Genomic DNA, 17,689 nt, shown 5'->3' on the forward strand with positions numbered 1-17,689 from the left:
GCTCAGCGCACCAGGGCGTCGCTGTATTCGCTGGCCACCTGGTGCATCAGGGCGGAATTGTCATGCTCCCAGGGGTGGAAATCCCTGCGGAAGAAATCCCGGTAAGCGCCCAGCAGATGCCGGAAGAAACCTCCCTTGCCCCACAGCCAGCGCATCCCGCGCCACCAGGTGCGCAGGTTGAGCTGGCCATCCCGGCGCAGCATGCTCAGGGTGCCTATGGTCACATCCCGCAGGAAGAAGAAGGTCGACAGGCGCATGGCCCGGCGCAACATGCGCCGGTCGCCGCAGACCTGCATGTAGACGTCGAAGGCCACCGACTTGTGCTCGGTCTCTTCCAGCGCGTGCCAGCGCCACAGGCGCCGCATCTCCGGATCTGCGTCCGCCAGCCAATGCGGGTGGCGCAGTACGGTATCGGCCATGATCGCGGTGAAATGCTCCAGGGCGACGGTGGCGGCCAGCTGCCGTTCGGGGGAAAAGTTCTTGTGGATCCAGCGGATGCGCTGCCTGACCGGACGCTCCAGGGCTTCGATGTCATAACCCAGGTCCCGCAGCCGCTGGTTGTACTCGATATGCTCGCGGCTGTGGTGGGCCTCCTGGCCGATGAAACCGCGGATCTGCTGTGCCAGCGCGGGGTCGGTGACCCGATCGCGGAAATGACGCACCGAGTCGATGAAGAACTGCTCCCCATCCGGGAACAGCACCGACATGGCGTTGAAGAAGTGGGTACGGAAGGGATCGTTACCCAGCCACCAGCGCGGCAGGGGGTCGGGCAGCGCAGCGTTGAGTCGGCGCGGCCGAATGTCCAGATGATCCGGCGTGGATGACAGCATGACGGGCCTCCGCAGAATAATTGTTATCGGACCTCCCCTGCATACTGGAACAGGTGTTTGAATCCTGCAACCCTGCCGGTCAGTCGGCCTCCAGCCGGCGCTTGCCGTAGATGTCATACCGACTGGATTGGCCGGTCAGCTCGGCGCTGGGCCGCGGCCCCTCGATGATCGGCGCCTTGCGCGGACGCTTGACCGCCACCCGATGACTGGCCAGCGCCAGCGCCGCCGCCAGCAGCTGGGGCGCATCCAGGTCATCCCCGGCCAGGGGCCGGAACAGGCGCATTTCCTTCTTTACCAGGGCCGATTTCTGCCGGTGCGGGAACATGGGGTCCAGGTGGATGACCTCGGGAACAGCTCCGCTCCAGGCAGCCATCAGCTCGATGGCGTCGCCCTCGAGCAGCTGCATGCGCCCGGCGATTTCCGCCACCTCGCCACCGGCCTCCCTGGCCCGCTGCAGACCGTCGGCCAGCAGCGCGGCGATCACCGGTTGGCGCTCGATCAGGGTCACCTCGCAGCCCAGGGCAGCCAGCACGAAGGCGTCCCGCCCCAACCCGGCCGTGGCATCCAGCACCCGCGGGCGTATCGACCCGCGGATACCCACCGCCCGTGCCACCATCTGCCCCGCCCCGCCGCCGTACTGGCGGCGATGGGCCAGGGCGCCTTCGACAAAATCGACCCGCACTGCACCCGGGGCGTCCTCGGCGGTGGCCAGCAGGCTGAGGCCATCGTCACCCAGCTGCAGCAGCAGATCGGCGGCGTCGCCCTCTGCGTAGGGGGGCAGATTCAGGCGGGCGGCCAGTAACCGGGCGGCGGACTCCAGATCGGGGTTGAGCCAGTGGACAGCCACGCGGCCGGGGGACGTCTCGTTCATCGCAAAACCTGACAGGGAAAAAGCCGCCAGTGTACCCCAGCCGGGGCCGGCAGATCAGAACAGACCGACCTGCCGCGGCGCCTGACGCTGTTCCTCTTCCCCCGGCCAGGCCGGCAGCGGTGCCAGGGACGGCAGTCGCTCGGCCAGCTGCTGGTGGAACAGCCGGGCCAGCTCGGGGGCCAGACGGTTGTCCGGGGTATGCATGAAGAGAATGGGGCTGCGGCCCTCTTCCAGCCATTGCCGGCACTTGTCCAGCCAGGGGGCCAGCCAGCGCAGGCTCTGCTGGTTATCCATGCCGGCAATGAAACGCACCGTGGGCCGGTCGGCCAGGGCCAGTGCGTGCACCGGCAGCCTGGGTTTGCGCCGGCGGGCATCCAGGGTAGCGGGATCCTGATCGGGACTGGCGAACAGACCGCGGCTGTCGAACATGATGCGCTCCATGCCCCGCTCGAACAACATGCGGTTGAGGCGGCGCTCGTTGTCGTCCTTGCGGAAGAAGTCCGGGTGGCGCACCTCCACGGCGTAGCGCCCGCCCTCGGGCAGGGCCTGGAGGAAGGTCGCCAGCTGGGGCAGCTGGGCCGGACCGAAGCGCGCCGGCAACTGCAGCCAGACCGGTCCCAGACGCTGCTCCAGCGGCGCCATGGTATGGAAGAAGCGGGTCAACAGCGGGTGCTGCGGATCCAGCACATCGGCATGGCTGATTTCACGGGGCAGCTTGGCGCAGAAGTGGAAATCGGCGGGCAGCAGCTCGGCCCAGCGCCGTACGGTATCCCGCTCCGGCAGCGCATAGAAGGTGGTGTTGCCTTCCACCGCGCCGAATACCTGCCCGTACTCGTGGAGCCGCCGATCGGCGTCCGCACCGGAGCTGTACAGCGCCCCGCACCAGGCCGGCTCGGCCCACAGGGGGCAGCCGAGGATGAGACGAGGCGTTGCAGTACTCACTGATCTGACAGGGCGCTCAGACAAAGAGGTCGATGCGCGAGCTCAGCTGGTCGTCGGCATCGGACAGTCGCGACATGTCCAGATAGCGGTTGAGGGCCTGACTGGCGGGGCCACTGGCCGGCAAAGGGGAACCCTGACGGGCGGGAATGTACTCGCCGGCTGCCGCGCTGCGCTCGACCACGCGCGTCTGGACCGCACGCACCTGCGCCTCCTGCACGGGAGCAGGCTGGATCGCGGGCTTCTCCACCGCAGCGGCCTGGCGCGGCGCGCGTGGCAGCAGGGGTGAGGGATGGAAACCATCCAGACGCATGGGCGACACACTCTTCTCGGGGTTCGGGAACAGCTAGATTAGCGCCACAGGGGCGCGAACGCAAAAACGCGGGACCGGCGGATCAGGCCTTGGGCGTGGCCACCTTGTCGCGCAGGTACACCGGTTGCGCCTCGGCGGCATCCAGGGTCTGGCCGGACTGCCACAGGGGCAATGCCAGTTCGATCAGATCGGCTGCATCGGGCAGCATCTGCGGCCAGCTCTGCTCGACCTGCACCGCCATGCGTCCGGCATACTGCCAGCCGGTGCCGGCGCCCGACGCCGCCGTCATGCCCCGGGGCAGCTCGACCTGTTCGGGCGCGCAGACACCTTCCAGGCCGACCAGAGTCATGCAGCCGTCCTGCAACTCGTAACAGCCCCAGTAGACCTCGTCCATGCGCGCATCGATCGCCGCGCAGACCCGGGTTGCCCCGTGCTCGCGCCAGGCGCGCTGGGCCAGCGCCGCCAGATTGGAGATGCCGATCACCGGCTTGTCACTGGCAAAGGCCAGCCCCTGCACCATACCGGTGGCAATGCGCACGCCGGTGAAGGCCCCCGGTCCGCGGCCGAACACCAGGGCATCGACCTCTGCCAGGGTGATGCCGGCCTCGGCCAGCAGCTCCTCGATCATCGGCAGCAGCAGCTGGGCGTGCAGACGGGGCGCAACCTGGGAACGGCGATACGTTCGGCCGTCATGCAGCAGGGCTGCGGAGCAGGCTTCGGTGGCGGTATCCAGGGCAAGCAGGGTGGCAGTCATGGGGGCACACTGTGGGAAAAGACGCGATTGTAACAAACAACAAGGCCCGTGCGAGGCTATCGCACGGGCCCTGACAACAGACAGACGAGCGGATCAGCTCAGCGCGGACAGCACGCGGGCAGTGATCTCTTCGACGCTGCCGACGCCCTCGACACGGGAGCACCTGGGCTCGCCGTTGGCGGCGGACAGCTTCTGGTAGAAGTCCACCAGCGGCTTGGTCTGGGTGTGGTAGACCTGCAGACGCTTGCGTACGGTCTCTTCCTTGTCGTCCTCACGCTGGATCAGCTCTTCACCGGTCACATCGTCCTTGCCGGCCTGCTTCGGCGGATTGTGTTCCAGGTGGTAGGTGCGACCGGAACCCGGGTGTACCCGGCGACCGGAAATGCGGCCGACGATCTCCTCGTCGTCCACGGCAATTTCCAGAACGTGATCGATCTTGATGCCTGCATCCACCAGTGCCTGGGCCTGGGGAATGGTGCGCGGAAAGCCGTCCAGCAGGAAGCCGTTGGCGCAATCATCCTGAGCAATACGCTCGTTGATCAGACCAATGATCAGCTCGTCGGAGACCAGGCCGCCGGTATCCATCACTTCCTTGACCTGCTTGCCCAGTTCGGTGCCGGCCTTGACTGCGGCACGCAGCATGTCGCCGGTGGAGATTTGCGGAATATCGAACCGCTGGCAGATGAACTGGGCCTGTGTGCCCTTGCCCGCGCCGGGGGCACCCAATAGGATGACGCGCATGTTGAACTCCTCAATCTGAACGGAAATCGGGCCACCGGCGACCGGCGCCGGCTGACGTGCCCCGGCAAGCAACCGGGACATAAAATCTGTTTATGCAAAGCGAAAAAGGCGTTCAACATACACTCACAACCGGCTCGGCACAAGCAGGATGAGTACTGGATTTTGGTCGTAAGCGCAGGGGAATCGCCGGCTGGAGCGCCCTGTTTCCGGGATTTTGCCGGTTATCCGCCGATTCACGGCAGCGCGGCGCGACAAGGTGTCGCGCCCGAATCAGCGACTACAACCCCTGACGTTTGGCCTCGTCCCACAGGCTGTCCAGCTCCTGCAGATCGGTCTCGGCGAACACCTTGCCCTCCTCCCGCAGACGGGTCTCGATGAAGCGCAGGCGCCGCTCGAACTTCTCGTTGCCACCGCGCAGGGCGGTTTCCGCGTCCACCTTGAGGTGGCGGGCCAGGTTGACCATGGCAAACAGCAGGTCGCCGATCTCCTCGCCAATCTGCTCCTGATCACGCCGACCGATGGCTTCGCGTACTTCCTGCAGTTCTTCACTGATCTTGTCGATAACCGGGCCGACGCTGTCCCAGTCGAAACCCTCGGCGGCTGCACGCTTCTGCAGCTTCTGCGCGCGGCTCAGGGCCGGCAGCGCCCGCGGCACATCATCCAGCAGCGAGAGCTGGCGCGGCTCCCCTGCCCGTTCGGCACGCTCCTCGGCCTTGATCTGCTCCCAGCGCTCGCTGATCTGGCCCTCGTCCAGCTTCAGGGTGCCGGGCGGGGTGCGCAGATTGCCGTCCGGAAACACATGGGGGTGGCGCCGCACCAGCTTGCGGGTGATACCATCCACCACCTCGTTCCAGCCGAACAGGCCGGCCTCCTGACCGAGCTGGGCGTAATACACCACCTGGAACAGCAGATCCCCCACCTCCCCTGCCAGCTGGGCATGGTCGCCGGCAGCGATGGCATCGGCCACCTCGTAGGCCTCCTCCAGGGTATGCGGCGCTATGCTGGCGAAGGACTGCTTCAGGTCCCAGGGACAGCCGTGCTCGGGGTCCCGCAGACGCTGCATCAGATACAGCAAGTCCTCAAGCTGGTAACTCACGCGCGACGCTCCTGACGGTTGCGCCGCGCCTCGATGACGTTGGGCAGCTGACCGATACGGGTCAGCAGGCGACCCAGCAGGTGCAGGTTGGGCACCTCCAGGGTCAGCATCATGCTGGCGTAGTTGTCGTCGCGGTTGGTACGGGTGCTGGCCTCCAGCACGTTGATCTTCTCGTTGGCCAGCAGCTGGGAGACATCCCGCAGCAGACCGGAACGGTCATAGGCCTTGATGAAGATCTCCACCGGGTAGGTCTGCACCGGCTCACCGCCCCAGCTGACCTCGATCAGCCGCTCGGACTCGCGATCCTGCAGTTGCAGCGCGGTGGCACAGTCGGCCCGGTGCACGGTCACGCCACGGCCGACGGTGATATAGCCGATGATGGGGTCACCCGGTACCGGCTGACAGCAGCCGGCCAGCTGCGTCAGCAGGTTGCCGACACCCTGGATGTGCACATCGCCGCGCCGGCCGGACTTCTGCTGGCGCCGGGGAATCAGCTCCAGCTGCTCGGCGTGCCGGTCCGGCTCGACCAGCTGGTGGGCGACGTTGACCACGTGATTGAGCCGTATGTCCCCCGAACCCAGTGCGGCGAACAGGTCCTCCTGGCTGCGGATGCCCAGGCGTTCAATCAGCTGCGCATAGTCGGTACCGGTCAGCGCCATGCGAGCCAGTTCGCGTTCGAGCATGACCTTGCCGGCCTGCACGTTCTGCTCGCGGGCCTGCTGCTTGAACCAGTGCTGCACCTTGGCCCGGGCCCGGGAGGTGTTGACGTAGCCCAGGTTGGGGTTGAGCCAGTCGCGGCTCGGCCCGCCGGTACGCCCGGTGATGATCTCCACCTGCTCCCCGGTCTGCAGTACGTAGTTGAGCGGCACTATCCGGCCGTTGACCTTGGCGCCACGGCAGTTGTGGCCGATCTCGGTATGCACCCGGTAGGCGAAGTCCAGCGGGGTCGCTCCCCGGGGCACATCCAGCACGTGACCATCGGGGGTGAACAGATAGATGCGGTCGGGTTCGAAATCGACCCGCAGCTGCTCCGCCAGGCCGCCGATGTCGCCCATTTCCTCGTGCCATTCCAGGACCTGACGCAGCCAGGCGATCTTGTCCTCGTAGGCATTGGAGTTGCTGTCGACGTCGGTCCCCTTGTAGCGCCAGTGGGCGCAGACGCCCAGCTCCGCTTCCTCATGCATGGCATGGGTACGGATCTGCACCTCCAGCACCTTGCCCTCGGGGCCTATCACCGCGGTATGCAGCGAGCGATAGCCGTTCTCCTTGGGGTTGGCGATGTAGTCGTCGAATTCGTTGGGGATATGCCGCCACAGGGTATGCACGATACCCAGTGCGGTATAACAGTCCCGGACTTCGGGTACCAGGATACGCACCGCACGCACGTCATAGATCTGGCTGAAATCCAGGCCCTTGTTCTGCATCTTGCGCCAGATCGAGTAGATATGCTTGACCCGCCCGGTGATCTCGCCATCAATGCCGGCGCCGGACAGCTCATGGCGCAGCTGGGACATCACCGCCTCGATGTACTGCTGGCGATCCAGCCGGCGCTCGTCCAGCAGACTGGCGATCTGCTTGTACTTGTGCGGTTCCAGGTAGCGGAAGGACAGGTCCTCCAGCTCCCACTTGATATGACCGATACCCAGACGGTGGGCCAGCGGCGCATAGATGTCGAACACCTCACGGGCCACCCGGTAGCGCTTTTCCTCGGGGGCATCCTTGACCGCGCGGATGGCACAGGTCCGCTCGGCCAGTTTGATCAGCACCACGCGCACGTCGTCGATCATGGTGACCAGCATCTTGCGCAGGTTCTCGACCTGGGACTGGGCATTGAACGCCTTCACCCCGGAGGGGTTGTGGGAAATGCTGATCGCCGCCATGCGCTGCACACCGTCTACCAGTTCCGCGACCTCGTCACCCAGGCGCAGGCGAACGTCCTCCGCCGTGGTCTTCTGCTCGCGCACGGCGCGGTAGATCACGGCCGCCACCAGGGATTCCTGATCGAGTTTCAGGTCAGCAAGGATTTCCGCCATTTCCAGACCGGTGCGGTAACTGCTGGCTCCATTGGCCCAGCGATGCTCGGTCTTGCTGGTGTCACGATCCAGCTGGGCAGCCCATTCGCAGGCCCGCTTGAGCTGCTGCGGTTCGGGCAGCGGCACTCGTTGCTGGATACGTTCAATCCAGGCGTCGATATCTACAGTGCCATCCTGGTTGACCGGATGCTCTGCTCTGACTTGTACCATTACTTTCTATCCTTGCCCGACACGAAGAGTGCCATGGCTTCCACATGTGCAGTCTGGGGGAACATGTCCATGATACCCGCCTGCACCAATCGATAACCCGCCGCCGACAGAATGCCTGCATCCCGTGCCAGGGTGGCAGGGTTGCAGGACACATAGAGTATCCGTTGCACCCTTTTCTGCGCCAGCATGCCGGCCATCTGTGCTGCCCCGTCACGGGGCGGGTCCAGCAGCGCGGCATCGAACTCCTGCTGCGACCAGGCGCTGTCCAGGCTGTTCGACAAGTCCGCCTGAAAAAAGTGCACGGACTCCAGACCATTCAGCCGGGCGTTGGCGGCTGCCCGTTCAACCATCTCGGCGCTGCCCTCGACACCGGTGACCAGCGCTCCGGCCCGGGCCAGCGGGAGGGTAAAATTGCCGACGCCGCAGAACAGGTCCAGCACCCGCTCGCCGGGCCGGACGTCAAGCCAGTCCAGAGCCTGATTGACCATCTGCTGGTTGATACTGGCGTTGACCTGGGTGAAGTCACCGGCGGCGAAATGGAAGGTCAGTTGCTGGTCATCCAGCCGATAGGCCGGCTGAGCGCCGTCGCCGCTGAGGCAATGCAGGATTCCTTCGCTGCCCGATTGCAGATAGCAGGCCAGCCCGTGGCGACCGGCCAGGTCCAGCAGCCGCTGCCGGTCCGCCTCGCTCAGAGGCCGCAGGTGCCGCACGATCAGACCGGGATGCAGCCCGCCCACCAGCTCCACATGACCCAGGCCGCTGCGCCCTTCGAGCAGTTGCAGTTGCTCCGACAGATCCCGCAGCACCCCTTCCAGCCGGGGGATCAGCACCGGGCAGCGACTGACCTCCACCAGTGCGCTGCTGGCACGCTGGCGATAGCCGACCTGCAGCCGGCCGCTGCGCGGGTCCTCGCGCACCGACAGCCGGGTACGCTGACGGTAACCGTACTCGGGCCCGGTGAGCGCCGGCATCCAGCGCTCGGGCTGCAGACCGGCAAAGTGTTCCAGCTGCTGACTCAGCGCCTGCTGCTTGAGCTGCAGCTGGGTGGATTGGGGAACATGCTGGAGACTGCAACCGCCACACAGGGCAATGTGCGGGCAGGCGGGTTCCTGCCGCTCGGGACTGGCGGTGCGCAGTTGCTCGAGACGCGCCTCGATCAGCTTGCTGCGCGCACGCACCACCCGCGCGACCACTTGTTCGCCGGGCAACCCGCCCTCGACGAACACGGTGCGCCCCTGCCAGCGGCCGATACCGCGGCCGTCATGGGTAAGACGCTCCAGGGAAAGCTCGATGCGCTGGCCTGTCGCTGCCGGGGCATCAGTCGCCCGTCTGGGTCGACCCCGCCCCCTATTCATGCGCGGCCATCAAACACCCCGGTGGACAGGTAGCGATCCCCCCGGTCGCAGATGATCACCACTATCACCGCATTCTCGAGTTCGGCATTGAGCCGCAGCGCCGCCGCCACGGCGCCGCCGGAGGACACGCCACAGAAGATGCCCTCTTCCCGCGCCAGACGACGCATGGTGTCCTCGGCCTCCTGCTGGCTCATGTCCACCACCAGATCCACCCGGCTGCGGTCGAAGATGCTGGGCAGGTACTCCTGCGGCCAGCGGCGGATACCCGGAATGGCAGCCCCTTCGGTCGGTTGCAGGCCAACGATCTGGATGTCCGGGTTCTGCTCCTTGAGATAGCGGGACACCCCCATGATGGTGCCGGTGGTGCCCATGGAGCTGACGAAGTGGGTCACCTGACCCTGGGTGTCGCGCCAGATCTCGGGGCCGGTGCCCTGATAATGGGCCTCGGGATTGTCCATGTTGCCGAACTGGTCGAGCACCTTGCCCTGGCCGTCACGCTGCATCTGCAGGGCCAGGTCGCGGGCGCCTTCCATGCCCTCTTCCTTGCTGACCAGGATGAGTTCGGCACCGTAGGCGGTCATGGCCCACTTGCGCTCGTCGCTGGAGTTCTCCGGCATGATCAGGATCATGCGGTAACCCATGATCGCCGCTGCCATCGCCAGGGCGATGCCGGTGTTGCCGGAGGTCGCCTCGATCAGGGTGTCGCCGGGGCGGATGTCACCACGCTGCTCGGCCAGGCGGATCATCGACAGCGCCGGACGATCCTTGACCGAACCGGCGGGGTTGTTCCCCTCGAGCTTGAGCAGAATGGTGTTGCTGGTGTCACCGGTCATGCGTTGCAGGCGGACCAGGGGGGTATTGCCGATGCAGTCGGCAATGCTCGGAAAGCTGGTTTTCATCATACATCCTTCAGCGGGGGCAAACCGGGCAGCTGCCCCGGTGGTGCTTTTCGATCTATGATAACGGCAACCGGGAAAGGGATGCACACATTGAATAAGCCAGCGATGAAACGCCAGTCGTCAATGGGGATCAACGCCCGCCTGCTGCTGATGACCCTGCTCCCCACCGGCCTGATGGCGCTGGTGATGGGCGGCTACTTCAGCTGGCAGCAGCTGCGTTACACGGAAGAACAATTGCTGCAGCGCGGCCTGATGACCATGGAATACCTGCAGCAGCCGGCCGCCAGCGCCCTGCTCAACGGTGATACCGGGCAGATCGGCAGCATCCTCTACAACGCCCTCAACTATACCGACGTCCGCGCCCTGACCCTCTACGACACCGAGATGGTCGCGCTGGAACATCGCGGCCCGAGGATGTACCCGGCGGGCCAACCCCTGCCTAACGTCGGCCTGGCCGCCGGCACCGGCCTGCAGATCCAGCGCAGCAGCCACAGCAGTCGTTTCATGATGCCCCTGCTGGCCAGTGCCGACCTGCCCTCGCGCCAGGACTATCCGCAGATCGAGGCCGACAGCCTGCTCGGCTGGCTGGAGGTGGAGCTCAGCCATGGCAACACCCAGCTGCGCCAGTACCAGGGCCTGCTGGCGACCCTGATGACCATTCTCGTCGGTCTGGGTCTGACCGCGGCGGTGGTGTCGCTCATGGGCCGTCGCATCACCCAGCCGATCCTGCGGCTCAACGCCGCTATCAACCAGATCAGCCAGGGCCGCTTCGATGTGCGTCTGACCAATCAGGGCAGTCGAGAGCTGGAGGATCTGGCCCAGGGTATCAACAACATGGCGCAGACCATGCAGAGTGCGCAGGGAGAATTGCAGCAGAACATTGATCAAGCCACCGAAGACCTGCGCCAGACGCTGGAAACCATCGAGATCCAGAACATCGAGCTGGATCTGGCGCGCAAGACCGCCCAGGAAGCCAGCCGCATCAAGTCCGAGTTCCTGGCGAACATGAGCCACGAGCTGCGCACGCCGCTCAACAGCATCCTCGGCTTCACCACCCTGCTGCAGCGCAGTGACCTCACCGCGCGTCAGCAGGAATACCTGACCACCATCAGCAAGTCCGCCGACAGCCTGCTGGCGATCATCAACGAGATTCTCGACTTCTCCAAGATCGAAGCCGGCAAGCTGGTGCTGGAGAACCTGTCCTTCAACCTGCGCGATCTGGTCGACGAAACCCTGACCATGCTGGCCCCCAGCGCCCACAGCAAGGGACTGGAGCTGGTCAGCATCATCTACCGCGACACCCCGCTGGGGCTCAGCGGCGACCCCATGCGGCTCAAGCAGATCCTCGCCAACCTGATCAGCAATGCCATCAAGTTCACCCATGAGGGCTCGGTCAGCGTCCGGGTCATGGCCGAGCAGCAGGACAGCGAACAGGTGCTGCTGCGTATCAGCGTCAGCGACACCGGCGTCGGTCTGTCGCCGACCCAGCAGAAGGCCCTGTTCAAGGCCTTCAGCCAGGCCGACAACTCCCTGGCCCGGCAGGCGGGTGGCGCCGGGCTCGGGCTGGTGATCTCCAAGCGTCTGGTTGAACAGATGCAGGGCGAGATCGGCCTGCGCAGTCAGCCCGGCGAAGGCTCCGAGTTCTGGCTGACCCTGCGCCTGAAGCGCTCGATCCACAGCGAGGACGATCTGCCCGAACGGCCGTTGCTGGGCCTGCGTGCCGCGCTGGTGGAGCCTCAGCTGCTGAGCCGGCAGATGCTGCTGCACAGCCTGGAGAACGTAGGCCTGTCGGTGCGCATGTTCGACAATCCCCGTGAGCTGCACGAGGCGCTGACCTCACCGGTACACCGGGACCACTCGCTGCAGCTGGCGCTGGTCAGCACCCGGCATACCAGCACCCCGCCCGGGGAAACCCTGGAGCTGATCCGCCAGTGGTCCGAGCTCAACATCTGCAAGAGTCTGGTACTCACCGACACCACCGAGCATTACCCCCTGCTCGACCGTCTGCCGCGCTCCATGAGCCAGACCCTGTCCAAGCCGGTCAATACCCGCAAGCTGTACCGTGCCGTACTGCAGCTGCTCGACGGCGGCCAGCCGTCCCCGGCGCTGCCGGTGCTGGCCAACCCCAGCCGTATCCCGCGGGTACTCTGCGTGGATGACCAGCCCGCCAACCTGCGCCTGCTGGAAGCCTTCCTCGCCGATATCGGCGTGGCCGCCCTGCTCGCCCACAGCGGCGAGGAGGCCCTGGACATCCTGACCGAATGCCCGGTCGATCTGATTTTCATGGACGTGCAGATGCCGGGGATGGATGGCCGCCAGGCCACCAGCGAACTGCGCCAGCGCGAAGAGATCGCCGGTTTCGACCCCGTACCCATAGTGGCGGTCACCGCCCATGCGCTGGAGAGCGAACGGCGCCAGCTGCTGCAATGCGGCATGAACGATTATCTGACCAAACCCATCACCGCCGAGCAGCTGCGCCAGACGGTGAACAAGTGGACCGGAATGCTGACCCACGAGGGCGAGCCGGTAGTACCGCCGCTGTCGACGCAGCACGATGAACTGACGGAGCCCGAAGCGACGTCACCGATGGTGCTGGATCATGAAGAGGGGCTGAGACTGGCGGCAGGCAAGGCGGATCTGGCCCGGGACATGTTGCAGATGCTGCTCAGGGACCTTCCGGAAACCGCCCGCAGCATCGCCTCCGCCCGACAGCAGGGCGATCAGGCCGCCCTGCGCGAGATCATTCACAAGCTGCACGGCGCGACCCGCTACTGCGGCGTACCGCAACTGCGCGCCTGCTGCCAGGAAGCGGAAACCCGACTGAAGCAGGGAGAGGACAGCGCGGCGGCAGTGGAGGCGGTGCTGGTGGCGATCTCGCGTCTGCGCGAAACCGCCGAAGCCTCAGTCGGTTGACCACAGGGCGAAGGCCAGCGCCTGCTCGCGCTCATCACTGAGCGACAGCAGCATGCGCCCGCCACCCCCCTGCTGCAGCCGCTCCAGCGCCGCGCCGCTGAGGGTCACCAGAGGGGCGCCATGGGCGTCGTTGTCGATCTGCATGTGCTGCCAGGACATGCCCTTGGCCAGTCCGGTCCCCAGCGCCTTGAGAATCGCCTCCTTGGCCGCGTAGCGCTTGGCCAGGTAGCGCGCCGGCTGCGAGTGCGCGAGGAAGCGCTGCAGTTCGGCGGGCGTCAGGATGCGCCGGGCAAAGCGTTCACCCTGGCGCTCCAGCACGGCCTCGATACGGCTGAGCAGCACCAGATCGGTACCTATTCCCACTATCACTGGCAGGCTTCGCCGGTGGCAATCAGGGTTCGCATCTCGGTCACTGCCGCAGCCAGTCCCGAAAACAGCGCCCGGGCGATGATCGCGTGACCTATGTTGAGCTCGTTGATGCCGGGGATGGCAGCGATCGGCTCGACGTTGTGATAGTGCAGGCCGTGTCCGGCGTTGACCACCAGACCCAGTTTGCGCGCATAGGCCACACCCTCGCGGATGCGCACCAGCTCGCGGTCCTGCTCCGCTCCACTGGCGTCGGCATAATGTCCGGTGTGCAGCTCGATGACCGGGGCGCCGGCATCGCGCGCGGCCTCGATCTGCCGCGGGTCGGCATCGATGAACAGGGACACCTCGCAGCCGTACCCGGCCAGTTGCTCCACCGCCTGCTGCACCCGTGCCAGGTTGCCGGCGACATCCAGACCGCCTTCGGTGGTCAGTTCCTCGCGCCGCTCCGGCACCAGGCACACGTGGGCCGGACGGATCTCGCCGGCGAAGGCCAGCATCTCGTCGGTGATGGCCATTTCCAGGTTCATGCGCGTCTGCAGCACTTCAGCCAGCAGGCGGATGTCGCGCTCCTGGATATGCCGGCGGTCCTCGCGCAGGTGCACCGTGATGCCGTCCGCGCCGGCCTGCTCTGCCTCGATGGCGGCCTGGACCGGATCCGGATAGCGGGTACCACGGGCCTGACGCAGGGTGGCCACATGATCGATATTGACACCTAGCAGTACACGCTGGGGATGACTCACTGTTGCTCTCCTTTGATGGAAGGGGTTTGCCGGCGGAACAGGCTGCGACTGACCAGCGGCCGGTCGCCGAGGTGGACGCTCAGGGCCTGGCGCATCAGCTGTTTGGCGGCGCGCAGGGTGGCCGGCGCGCTCCAGTCGCCGGCCGCCATGGCCAGCAGCGCGGCACCGGACAGCCCGATGGCGCCCGGCAGCGGATCATCCAGGGGTCGCAGCCCCTCGCCGGCGTACCAGGCATAGTCCCGGTGCCGATCCAGCGGCTGGCCGTGGGCGTCCTCGGTGAGGCTGAAACCATAGCCCAGAAGCTCCAGCAATTGCCACTCGAACCGCCGAAGTATGGGCTCCACCGGGTCACCGGCGGCAAGCTGTTCAAGGCTCTGCTGATAGGCGGCAAACAGGATCGGCTGGGGTTCACCGCCAACCAGCAGGCGCACCAGCAGTTCGTTGAGGTAGAGTCCGCTGAACAGGGTCTCGCCCTGCAGCAGGCTGAAACGGCCGGCAACTTCGGCCTGGGTCAGGGTTTTCAGCTCCGAGCGTCCGCCCAGCCCCACCAGCAGGGGCATGAAGGGCTGCGGCGAGACCTTGCGCCGCTGACCACGTGCGCCACGCCAGACCACCCGTTGCAGTCCATGATGCAGGGTCAGCAGGTCGACCAGGGCACTGCTGTCCCGGTAGGGGCGGCTGTGCAGCACATAGGCCGGACTCAGCGACGGGGTCATGCTCAGTCGAAACGGTAGCCCAGCGAGTTCAGTGCCCGCTCGTCATCGGACCAGCCACGCTTGACCTTGACCCAGAGGTTCAGCATCACCTTGCTGCCGAACAGCTTCTGCATGTCCAGCCGGGCCTCCTGGCCGATCTTTTTCATGCGCGCACCGCCATCACCGATGATGATCTTCTTCTGGCCCTCGCGCTCGACCAGGATCAGCGCATGGATGTGCAGCACCTTGCCGACCTTCTCGAACTGCTCGATCTCCACCGCCACCTGATAGGGCACTTCGGCGCCCAGCTGGCGCATGACCTTCTCGCGCACCAGTTCCGCGGCAAGGAAACGCGAGCTGCGGTCGGTCAGCTGATCCTCGGGATAGTAATGCTCGCTCTCCGGCAGGCGCTCGGCCACCAGCTGTTCCAGACGTTCGATGTTGCCACCATGCAGCGCCGACACCGGCACTATCTCGGCATTCGGCAGCTGGCCGGCCAGCCATTCCAGATGGGGCAGCAGCTCTGTCTTGTCCTCCAGCCGGTCAACCTTGTTGACCACCAGCAGCACCGGACACTCCAGATGCCGGACCTTGTTCCAGACCATCTCGTCCTCATCGGTCCAGCGCGTGCGGTCGACCACGAAGAGCACCACGTCGACATCGCGCAGCACCTGGGAGGCACTGCGGTTCATGAAGCGGTTGAGGGCCTTCTCGGCGTCCTTGTGCAGGCCGGGGGTATCCACGTAGATGGCCTGGACATTGTCCTCGGTCTTGATTCCCAGCAGGGTGTGCCGGGTAGTCTGGGGCTTGCGCGAGGTGATCGCCAGCTTCTGTCCCAGGATATGGTTGAGCAGCGTCGACTTGCCCACATTGGGCCGCCCGACGATTGCCACATAGCCGCAACGCGGCGCCTTATCGCTCATTCACTTTTCTCCACGCCCATGGCGATGAGGGCCAGTCTGGCGGCTTCCTGCTCGGCCAGACGGCGACTGCTGCCGACCCCCGAGGTCTTGCCGGTCATGAGTTCGACCCGGCATTCCACGCGAAAGGTCCGGCAATGGGCCTCACCGCTGATATCCACCACCTCGTAGTGGGGCAGATCGCTGTGCTGACTCTGCAGGTACTCCTGCAGGCGGGTCTTGGGATCCTTGTTGTTGTCGACCAGGGTCAGGCTCTCCATGTGCCCAGCCAGCCACAGCAGGATGCGCTCGCGGGCCGCCTGCATGCCGCCGTCCAGGTAGATGGCGCCAATGATGGCTTCGGTGGTATCGGCGAGGATGGATTCACGGCGGAAACCGCCGCTCTTGAGTTCGCCAGAGCCCAGGCGCAGGTATTCGCCCAGATCGAATCCCTTGGCCAGCTCGGCCAGGGTGACGCCCTTGACCAGCCGCGCCCGCAGGCGTGACAGCTGGCCTTCCCGGGCCTGCGGGAAGCGCTCGAAAAGCGCTTCGGCCGCTACAAAATTCAGAATCGAGTCGCCGAGAAATTCCAGCCGCTCGTTGTTGCGCCCACCCAGGCTGCGATGGGTAAGCGCCAGTACCAGCAGATCCTGATTCCTGAAACTGTATCCTATCTTTCTTTCCAGTCGGTCTAGCTTGTTGCTCACTTTAGAGGTCTGACAATATGGGTTTCATCAAAATGGACCAGCAGGTCCACGGTGTTAAGCAGCGGTGAGCGCACCTCGTACTTGATCACCACAGTATAGGTGTCGGTACCGCTGGCAGTGACGGTAATGGCTTCATCGGCCTTGATATCGCGGATACTGTTGATCTGCATGCCCTTGGTGATATGCGCCTGCATGTCGCGCAGCGAGCCGATCTTCAGGCTCGGGTCCTCGTTGACCGAGGTGACTATCTTGCGCAGCGCAAAATGGTCCAGGTAGATGGGCGTCAGCTTCATGGCGACGACAGCGCCGAATACCACCAGTGCAATGACCGCCAGCCAGCCAAAAAAAGACATGCCTTTCTGAGAATGCCGCATGGTAACCCTCGTACGTCCGTTGTTGATATCGTTGCTGCCACTGTCCCTGGCTGAGTTCACCGCATCAGTCGATCAGCCCTACTCTGGAAAAACTAGGCAGATTCTTCAGTTTAGGTTCCGGCCAGTGCATCCACACGGCAAAGGCCTTGCCGACAATATAGTTGTCCGGAACCATTCCCCACAACTCCGTCGGCATATCCGGTGAGGACCAGTAGCGACTGTCGTTGGAGTTGTCGCGGTTGTCGCCAACCATGAAGTAGTGCCCTTCGGGTACCACCCATTCCCGCGCCGGCGGTGTCTGCGAGACCTTCTTGTAACGGGCCTCGTGGACGGCATCGCCCAGCTGTTCCTGATAGATGTCAACCCGGGCCAGGGCCTGCAGCGGATGGCCAGCGGGCACTTCGTCGTCGGCCACGGTGCGCAGCAGCTCGCGCTCGACCGGTTCACCGTTGACGAACAGCTGCTTGTCGGCGTAACCGATGCGGTCACCGGGCAGGCCGACCACCCGTTTGATGTAGTTGATGCGCGGGTCGTTGGGATAGCGGAAGACCATGACATCGCCGCGCTGCGGCTCGCCTACCGGAATGATCCGGGTGTCCAGCACCGGCAGGCGGATGCCGTAGGAAAACTTGTTGACCAGGATGAAGTCGCCAACCTCCAGGGTCGGCTTCATCGAGCCGGAGGGAATCTGGAAGGGTTCCACCAGGAAGGAGCGCAGGATCAGCACCACCGCCAGCACCGGGAAGAAGGACTTGCCGTATTCGACCAGCAGCGGCTCCTTGTTCAGGCGCTGCAGGGTGCCCGGATCCACCACCGGTGCGCTGGATTCGTAGGCGTTGACGGCACGACGGCGCGCCGGCGCCAGCCACAGGAGATCGAGCAAAGCAAGAAGGCCGGTGACAGCCACGGCGATCACCAGCAACAGCGGAAAATTGATATGCATAGTCAGAC

At 65.1% G+C, this 17,689-nt stretch carries 18 protein-coding genes; 1 reads left to right on the top strand and 17 read right to left on the bottom strand.

The genetic code is table 11. The annotated features are described in order from the left end of the window. Positions 1–2: 2 nt before the first annotated feature. The 10 genes from VF673_RS08025 to cysM all read right to left on the bottom strand — a co-directional run bounded on the left by VF673_RS08025 (position 3) and on the right by cysM (position 10,041). Positions 3–830, bottom strand: a complete 828-nt coding sequence (locus VF673_RS08025; RefSeq protein WP_440291540.1) for a metal-dependent hydrolase — start codon at positions 828–830, stop codon at positions 3–5. Positions 831–909: 79 nt separating this feature from the next. Further along, the gene (locus VF673_RS08030; protein WP_320330938.1) at positions 910–1,701 is read right to left on the bottom strand and encodes a class I SAM-dependent methyltransferase; all 792 of its coding nucleotides are present in this window, start codon (positions 1,699–1,701) and stop codon (positions 910–912) included. A gap of 54 nt (positions 1,702–1,755) precedes the next feature. Further along, a complete protein-coding gene (locus tag VF673_RS08035) occupies positions 1,756–2,643 on the bottom strand; it encodes a DUF72 domain-containing protein (RefSeq protein WP_235818538.1) in 888 nt (295 codons plus the stop codon). Positions 2,644–2,659: 16 nt separating this feature from the next. Then, positions 2,660–2,953 (bottom strand): hypothetical protein, encoded by a 294-nt coding sequence (locus VF673_RS08040; RefSeq protein WP_090536185.1) that lies wholly within the window; start codon positions 2,951–2,953, stop codon positions 2,660–2,662. An 82-nt stretch (positions 2,954–3,035) separates the two neighbouring features. Next, on the bottom strand, positions 3,036–3,707 hold the full coding sequence (tsaB, locus tag VF673_RS08045) for a tRNA (adenosine(37)-N6)-threonylcarbamoyltransferase complex dimerization subunit type 1 TsaB (protein ID WP_440291541.1): 672 nt from the start codon (positions 3,705–3,707) through the stop codon (positions 3,036–3,038). Between the two features lie 93 nt (positions 3,708–3,800). Continuing rightward, positions 3,801–4,448: an adenylate kinase gene (adk, locus tag VF673_RS08050; protein ID WP_440291542.1), complete on the bottom strand. Its 648-nt coding sequence runs from the start codon at positions 4,446–4,448 to the stop codon at positions 3,801–3,803. Positions 4,449–4,725: 277 nt separating this feature from the next. Then, entirely contained in the window at positions 4,726–5,544 is an 819-nt protein-coding gene (gene mazG, locus VF673_RS08055; RefSeq protein WP_440291543.1) for a nucleoside triphosphate pyrophosphohydrolase, read from the bottom strand. Next, positions 5,541–7,787, bottom strand: a complete 2,247-nt coding sequence (relA, locus tag VF673_RS08060; RefSeq protein ID WP_440291544.1) for a GTP diphosphokinase — start codon at positions 7,785–7,787, stop codon at positions 5,541–5,543. The genes mazG and relA overlap by 4 nt, the downstream gene beginning before the upstream one ends. Then, positions 7,787–9,142, bottom strand: a complete 1,356-nt coding sequence (gene rlmD / locus VF673_RS08065; protein ID WP_440291545.1) for a 23S rRNA (uracil(1939)-C(5))-methyltransferase RlmD — start codon at positions 9,140–9,142, stop codon at positions 7,787–7,789. Before rlmD ends, relA begins: the two co-directional genes overlap by 1 nt. Then, a complete protein-coding gene (cysM, locus tag VF673_RS08070) occupies positions 9,139–10,041 on the bottom strand; it encodes a cysteine synthase CysM (RefSeq protein WP_440291546.1) in 903 nt (300 codons plus the stop codon). Before cysM ends, rlmD begins: the two co-directional genes overlap by 4 nt. A gap of 105 nt (positions 10,042–10,146) precedes the next feature. Between cysM and VF673_RS08075 the strand changes: the two genes are divergently transcribed. Further along, positions 10,147–12,954 (top strand): response regulator, encoded by a 2,808-nt coding sequence (locus VF673_RS08075; protein ID WP_440291547.1) that lies wholly within the window; start codon positions 10,147–10,149, stop codon positions 12,952–12,954. On the opposite strand, the gene acpS is transcribed toward VF673_RS08075, so the two are convergent. The 7 genes from acpS to lepB all read right to left on the bottom strand — a co-directional run bounded on the left by acpS (position 12,943) and on the right by lepB (position 17,681). After that, entirely contained in the window at positions 12,943–13,317 is a 375-nt protein-coding gene (gene acpS, locus VF673_RS08080; protein WP_440291548.1) for a holo-ACP synthase, read from the bottom strand. The genes VF673_RS08075 and acpS overlap by 12 nt on opposite strands. Before the next feature lie 2 nt (positions 13,318–13,319). Beyond that, positions 13,320–14,063, bottom strand: a complete 744-nt coding sequence (gene pdxJ / locus VF673_RS08085; RefSeq protein ID WP_090536173.1) for a pyridoxine 5'-phosphate synthase — start codon at positions 14,061–14,063, stop codon at positions 13,320–13,322. Next, a complete protein-coding gene (recO, locus tag VF673_RS08090; RefSeq protein WP_440291549.1) occupies positions 14,060–14,779 on the bottom strand; it encodes a DNA repair protein RecO in 720 nt (239 codons plus the stop codon). The genes pdxJ and recO overlap by 4 nt, the downstream gene beginning before the upstream one ends. A 2-nt stretch (positions 14,780–14,781) precedes the next feature. Beyond that, positions 14,782–15,681, bottom strand: coding sequence for a GTPase Era (era, locus tag VF673_RS08095; RefSeq protein WP_320330928.1), 900 nt, complete (start codon positions 15,679–15,681; stop codon positions 14,782–14,784). Further along, positions 15,678–16,364 (bottom strand): ribonuclease III, encoded by a 687-nt coding sequence (gene rnc, locus VF673_RS08100; protein ID WP_090536167.1) that lies wholly within the window; start codon positions 16,362–16,364, stop codon positions 15,678–15,680. Before rnc ends, era begins: the two co-directional genes overlap by 4 nt. Then, entirely contained in the window at positions 16,361–16,717 is a 357-nt protein-coding gene (locus tag VF673_RS08105) for a DUF4845 domain-containing protein (protein ID WP_440291550.1), read from the bottom strand. Before VF673_RS08105 ends, rnc begins: the two co-directional genes overlap by 4 nt. A gap of 85 nt (positions 16,718–16,802) precedes the next feature. Continuing rightward, positions 16,803–17,681 (bottom strand): signal peptidase I, encoded by an 879-nt coding sequence (gene lepB / locus VF673_RS08110; protein ID WP_440291551.1) that lies wholly within the window; start codon positions 17,679–17,681, stop codon positions 16,803–16,805. Positions 17,682–17,689 lie beyond the last annotated feature (8 nt).

The sequence above is a fragment of the Halopseudomonas sp. Lyrl_26 genome, assembly GCF_051948695.1.
Taxonomy (GTDB): Bacteria; Pseudomonadota; Gammaproteobacteria; order Pseudomonadales; family Pseudomonadaceae; genus Halopseudomonas; species Halopseudomonas formosensis.

Excerpts from the sequence above, each read along its gene's own strand:
- VF673_RS08025 (WP_440291540.1), bottom strand. The coding sequence starts at position 830 with ATGCTGTCATCCACGCCGGATCATCTGGACATTCGGCCGCGCCGACTC.
- VF673_RS08030 (WP_320330938.1), bottom strand. The coding sequence starts at position 1,701 with ATGAACGAGACGTCCCCCGGCCGCGTGGCTGTCCACTGGCTCAACCCC.
- relA (WP_440291544.1), bottom strand. The coding sequence starts at position 7,787 with ATGGTACAAGTCAGAGCAGAGCATCCGGTCAACCAGGATGGCACTGTA.
- rlmD (WP_440291545.1), bottom strand. The coding sequence starts at position 9,142 with ATGAATAGGGGGCGGGGTCGACCCAGACGGGCGACTGATGCCCCGGCA.
- tsaB (WP_440291541.1), bottom strand. The coding sequence starts at position 3,707 with ATGACTGCCACCCTGCTTGCCCTGGATACCGCCACCGAAGCCTGCTCC.
- cysM (WP_440291546.1), bottom strand. The coding sequence starts at position 10,041 with ATGAAAACCAGCTTTCCGAGCATTGCCGACTGCATCGGCAATACCCCC.
- recO (WP_440291549.1), bottom strand. The coding sequence starts at position 14,779 with ATGACCCCGTCGCTGAGTCCGGCCTATGTGCTGCACAGCCGCCCCTAC.
- VF673_RS08105 (WP_440291550.1), bottom strand. The coding sequence starts at position 16,717 with ATGTCTTTTTTTGGCTGGCTGGCGGTCATTGCACTGGTGGTATTCGGC.
- lepB (WP_440291551.1), bottom strand. The coding sequence starts at position 17,681 with ATGCATATCAATTTTCCGCTGTTGCTGGTGATCGCCGTGGCTGTCACC.
- VF673_RS08040 (WP_090536185.1), bottom strand. The coding sequence starts at position 2,953 with ATGCGTCTGGATGGTTTCCATCCCTCACCCCTGCTGCCACGCGCGCCG.
- VF673_RS08075 (WP_440291547.1), top strand. The coding sequence starts at position 10,147 with ATGAAACGCCAGTCGTCAATGGGGATCAACGCCCGCCTGCTGCTGATG.
- adk (WP_440291542.1), bottom strand. The coding sequence starts at position 4,448 with ATGCGCGTCATCCTATTGGGTGCCCCCGGCGCGGGCAAGGGCACACAG.
- era (WP_320330928.1), bottom strand. The coding sequence starts at position 15,681 with ATGAGCGATAAGGCGCCGCGTTGCGGCTATGTGGCAATCGTCGGGCGG.